This is a genomic window from Qipengyuania sp. (assembly GCF_048550555.1).
Taxonomy (GTDB): Bacteria; Pseudomonadota; Alphaproteobacteria; order Sphingomonadales; family Sphingomonadaceae; genus Qipengyuania.
Genome location: NZ_JBLYYF010000035.1, coordinates 1 through 4,776 on the forward strand (window position 1 = coordinate 1; position 4,776 = coordinate 4,776).

The following is a 4,776-nucleotide window of genomic DNA, read 5'->3' on the forward strand; positions in this document are numbered from 1 at the left end:
CCGTCGAAGCACCGCTTCGATGGGTACCCCTATAAACCCATTCACTTGTCTCAAAGGCCGCTGCCGGTGAAAACCGAGCGGCGGCTTTTGCGTCTCCAGGCCACGCGCCTCGAGGCAAGGTGCCCCAGGGATCCGCTCGATCCCGCTCGAGGCAGACATATAGGTACCGCGGGGTGGAGCAGTCCGGTAGCTCGTCAGGCTCATAACCTGAAGGTCGTTGGTTCAAATCCAACCCCCGCAACCACCATTACAACCCAAAACACACACACCAAAGCCGCCCGCAGGGGCGGCTTCTTGCGTTCCGGCACACGCAGATCTTGGGCCGCGGATCCAAGGCCGGGACCTGTGTGACCCAATGTCCTTCGGAGCCGAGGGCGCCTTGCCTCTTCCGGTAATGCAGGCGACCCGCAGCGGGACGGACGGGAGAGCTGCGGGTCGCCTGCTAGCTGACGGGGCTGTCAGCTAGGGCCGGATGTTCTGGTTTACGCGGAAAAGGTTTTCGGGGTCGTACCGGCGCTTGACCTCGACGAGGCGGTCGTAATTGTCACCATAGGCCGCGCGAACGCGATCCTGTCCCTCGTCGGCCTGCATGAAATTGACATAGGCGCCCCCGTGCGGATTGTGCCGGTGCACCGCCTGCCAGTAGTCGCTCGCCCATTCGCGCAATTCGGCGGCCTTGGCCGGATCGGGATCGATGCCGGCGATGACCATGGACCAGCGCGCGCGGCGTGCGCCCCAGGCGGTGTCTTCGGGGGCGACGTCGTGCACCGCGCCATCGATCGGGTAGAGGTGCATGAGCGACAAATTGCTCGGCGTATTACCACCGTGCGCGACGTGCTCGGCGATCGCCTCGTCGGTGAGCTCGTCGACATAGTCGCCCTTCCAGTACCATTGCAGGCCCTTGGGAAGCAGGCCGTCGAAGGCCGCCTGCCAGTCGGCGAAGGGAACCGGCGCCATGGCGTCGAGCAGTGGCTCGGGAAGGTTCTCGCGCACCTCCCGCATCGCCTCGGCGGCGTCTTCCTCGCTTCCGTTGTAGCAGCAGATCAGCGCGCAGACGGGGCGGTTCCACAGCTCCCGCGGAAACGGATCCGCGGCGGGCATGCGCTTCAGTCCGAAGGCGATAGACAGCTTGCGGGGCGCGGTGGGGATGAAGTCGCGATACCATCGCATCACCTCCTCGGTGTGCGCCACATCGAAGAAGATCGGGCCGGCGACCACCTGGTCGACCGGCCAGGTGCGGTAGGTGAATTGCGTGACGACGCCGAAATTGCCGCCGCCGCCGCGGATCGCCCAGAACAGGTCCGGATGTTCATCGGCGCTGGCGGTCACGCAGCTGCCGTCGGCGAGCACCATGTCGGTGGAAACGAGGTTGTCGATCGTCAGCCCGTATTCCCGGGTGAGGTGGCCGTGACCGCCGCCCAGGGTGAGGCCGGTGATTCCGGTGCTCGAAACGATGCCCGCGGGCACCGCGCGTCCATGTTCGGCGAGCGCGCGATCGACCTCGCCTTGCGAGCAGCCTGCCTGGACCGAGACGAGTCCGGTCCCGGCGTCGTAGGAAATGCGTTTCATCGGCGACAGATCGAGCACCAGCCCGCCGTCGCAGCTGCCGAGGCCGGCGCCGTTGTGCCCGCCTCCGCGAATTGCAAGCAGGAGGTCGTTGTCGCGGGCGAAAGCGATCCCGGCGGCGATGTCGTCCGAGCTCTCGCAGGCGACGATCCATTCGGGCTTGCGATCGAGCATAGCGTTGTAGAGCGCGCGCGCCTCGTCATAGCCGGGGTCGCCGCGGACGATCGCCTTCCGGCGCAGGTGCGGGTCGAGGCGCGGGGTGGTCATGCGAAGTGTAGCCATGATGTTTTCCTCTCAGAGATTTGGCGTTTCGGTTGGAGGGAGATGCCGGGTTTCATTCCGGTCGCGAGACGATCTCGAGCCGACCGGTCATGCGGATCGGCTGACTGAGGTCGAAATAGTTGGGTGAGCGCGCCATCACGGCCTGATGGATCGCGCAGAACTGGTCGTCGGTACCGGTGCCGCCGATGCGCACGGTGTAGTCGATGCGCTGGGTGCCGGGACGGACGTCGGGAGACACGCCGAGGAAACCGCGCATGTCGAGTTGGCCGGTCGTCTCGATATCGAGCGTGTGCAGGCTTATGCCTTTGAGCGCGGCATTGGTGACATAGCCGATCAGCATGCAGGCGTTCAGCCCGCTCATCAGCAGTTCCTGGGGGTTGGGGCCGCTGTCGAGGCCGCCCAGCGCATGGGGCTCGTCCGCAACCACCTTGAATCTCCGGTCGATGCGCTTGCCGCCGATCTCGTAGTGGTCGATTACCGTTTCGGAGCGGGTGCGACCGGTCCAGTGCGTGGTCACGCGGAACTTGAGACGCTCCTGGCCTGCGTCGGGTGAAATGGCTTCGACCAGTTCCTCGAAGGCAGTCCGGTCGAAGCCGTTGACAGCGTCATCGTCTTGGTTGCCGGTGCGGTCGAGATCCGTGTCTCTGGTCATGGCGGCTCAGACGACAGGCGCGATGGCGAAGGCCATCACTGCGCTGCTGCTGAGGCAGGCGAGCAGGAGGACCGACCCGATCCGCGAAAAACGAGTGTGGTTGCTCTTCATGATCGTGCTCCGATTGCGTTCGCGGCGATTGCCGCTACGTCCCTTCTCTGGAGCGCCCACGTGTGATTGGTGGTGGAAGCCAGCGTGGTATTTGCCGTGGGAGCGGCTCGGTGGTAAATTTCCACGGTGTGCGGAAACGGACCGGAAGAGCTGGTCCTCCGTTTGTTGGGACCCCCTTGTGATCGAGCGGCATGGCGACGTCGTCGCGCTGCCTGCATCGAAGAAGACTCGCGCGCTCCTCGGCTATCTCGCGACGCTCGACCGCCCGGTCCGGCGCGAGCGCTTGTGCACCTTGCTGTGGGAGCTGCCGGACGATCCTCGCGGGGCGCTGCGATGGAGCCTGTCCAAGCTGCGTACGGTGGTCGACGACGACGATCGCCCGCGGCTGATCGCCGACCGCGAGACGGTGCGCTTCGACGGTGCCCGATGCTGGGTCGACTGGCGCGCACTTCGGGGAGTGGCGAAAGGCGATATCGCCGAGGCGGACACCCACCTTCTCGAAGAGTTAGCAGGTGGAGAGGGCGAATTCCTCGAAGGCTTCGATCTTGCAATTGCGACGGATTCAACGCGTGGCTGGTCGCGATGCGCGAGGACACCAGCCTGTGGCGCTTCGCGATACTGCGCGAGCTGGTGCAGCGCGTCGTGGGCCCGGAATCTGCCCTTGCCTACGCACGGCAATGGGCACAGCTCGATCCCGCAGACGCGCTCGCCCGCTCCGCTGTTACCGAGCTCTTGGAGAAAACCGGCCGCTCGCAGGAGGCGGCAGCGCGGCGCGAAAGCGCGGCGCCGGTTCAAGCGCAAGGCGACGCACCGGCCATGACATTTCAGTCCGGGGTGCTGCTCCCGGCCCAGCCCACGCGCTTCCGTTTCGCGTCCGATGGAACCGGTCTGGCCTATTCGCTTGCAGGCGAGAGGCCTCCACTGGTCAAGACGGGAACTGGTTGAATCATCTCGATCACGACTGGGACAGTCCGCTCTGGCGGCACTGGATTCGGGAGTTCACCCAATTCCGCTTGCTGATCCGCTATGACGAGCGTGGCAACGGCCTGTCCGACTGGGACACCCCCGATATCTCCTTCGAATCCTTCGTCGACGACCTCGAGAGCGTCGTCGAAGCGACCGGCATCGGGGAGTTCGATTTGCTCGGCATGTCGCAAGGCGCAAGCGTGTCGATCGCTTACGCATTGCGCCACCCTGGGCGTGTGCGGCGCCTGGTACTCTACGGCGGATATGCGCTGGGTTGGGGCAAGCGCGCCAGGCGCGGTGAGATCGAACGTCGCGAAGCGATGTTGACGCTGACCAGAAGCGGTTGGGGGCAGAACAATCCCGCTTTCGGCAGATGTTCACCACGCTGTTTCTGCCCGATGCGACCGCCGAGGAAATCGACTGGTTCAACGAGCTGCAGCGGCTATCGACCTCACCGGAGAATGCGGTGCGGCTGCAACGGGCCTTTGCCGAGATCGACGTGCGCGACATGCTCGCCAAGGTCGTGGTGCTCACTCTGCTGCTGCACCCACGCGATGACTGCGTGGTCCCCTTCGCCCTGGGGCGCGAACTCGCCGCAACCATCTCCGGCGCGCAATTCGTACCGCTCGAAAGCCGCAACCATAGGGTGCTCGAAAACGAGCCGGCCTGGCGGCGGGCGATCGACTGCATTCGCGAATTCCTTGCATGACGCCGGTAGCGGACGCTGCTCCCCAGGCTCGGCGTTTTCGCAGGTTCCGCACGACGGAAACCTAGGGTGGGGGGAGGGCACTCGGGTGCGCAGCGCCCATGCCTCGCGCACCGATTTGACATAAACCCCCTTATCGATCCCGCGTCGGATTGAAGGAAGGCCCTTACGCGCGACGGCCGCGCCGGACGGGATCCGATTCTCGAAGGGGAATCATTCCCGAATCCCGCTCGTTCGCAGCCGCGATTCTCCGCTCGAGCAGGCTTCGCGGTGGTGGCCTACCGCAGGCTGGGCAGGGTGGCTGCCGAGGCTGCGGGTCGAAAATGGCGGAATTCCGGGGTTTTTTGCCCTCCATGGAAATATCCTGCAAAAAGCCATTGACGGTTGGGAGGGTCACGCCTAGATGGCCCTCACCGACGCGGCGCTGACGGTTTCGACTGCCTGCTGCGATGGTCGCCAGATAGAGATGGATAGCCGGTCCCCCGGTGTTAAA

At 64.9% G+C, this 4,776-nt stretch carries 4 protein-coding genes, 1 tRNA gene and 1 pseudogene; 4 read left to right on the forward strand and 2 right to left on the reverse strand.

Going from position 1 to position 4,776, the window contains the following annotated elements; translation table 11 throughout:
* The first annotated feature begins 167 nt into the window (after positions 1-167).
* Positions 168-244 (forward strand) — tRNA-Met (locus tag ACN4E0_RS08795).
* 218 nt (positions 245-462) lie between these two features.
* On the opposite strand, the gene ACN4E0_RS08800 is transcribed toward ACN4E0_RS08795, so the two are convergent.
* Together ACN4E0_RS08800 and ACN4E0_RS08805 are read right to left on the reverse strand one after the other, a co-directional pair.
* On the reverse strand, positions 463-1,848 hold the full coding sequence (locus tag ACN4E0_RS08800; protein ID WP_419567195.1) for an FAD-binding oxidoreductase: 1,386 nt from the start codon (positions 1,846-1,848) through the stop codon (positions 463-465).
* Positions 1,849-1,900: 52 nt separating this feature from the next.
* Positions 1,901-2,500, reverse strand: a complete 600-nt coding sequence (locus ACN4E0_RS08805) for an OsmC family protein (RefSeq protein WP_419567196.1) — start codon at positions 2,498-2,500, stop codon at positions 1,901-1,903.
* A 693-nt stretch (positions 2,501-3,193) separates the two neighbouring features.
* On the opposite strand from ACN4E0_RS08805, the gene ACN4E0_RS08810 reads away from it, so the two are divergent.
* The 3 genes and pseudogenes from ACN4E0_RS08810 (at position 3,194) to ACN4E0_RS08820 (ending at position 4,286) form a co-directional block, all read left to right on the forward strand.
* A complete protein-coding gene (locus tag ACN4E0_RS08810) occupies positions 3,194-3,556 on the forward strand; it encodes a hypothetical protein (RefSeq protein WP_419567198.1) in 363 nt (120 codons plus the stop codon).
* A pseudogene (locus ACN4E0_RS08815) lies at positions 3,553-3,849 on the forward strand (alpha/beta fold hydrolase); the annotation flags it as partial. The gene ACN4E0_RS08810 and the pseudogene ACN4E0_RS08815, both read left to right, overlap by 4 nt.
* 101 nt (positions 3,850-3,950) lie before the next feature.
* Positions 3,951-4,286 (forward strand): alpha/beta fold hydrolase, encoded by a 336-nt coding sequence (locus tag ACN4E0_RS08820; protein WP_419567199.1) that lies wholly within the window; start codon positions 3,951-3,953, stop codon positions 4,284-4,286.
* The last annotated feature ends 490 nt before the right edge of the window (positions 4,287-4,776 follow it).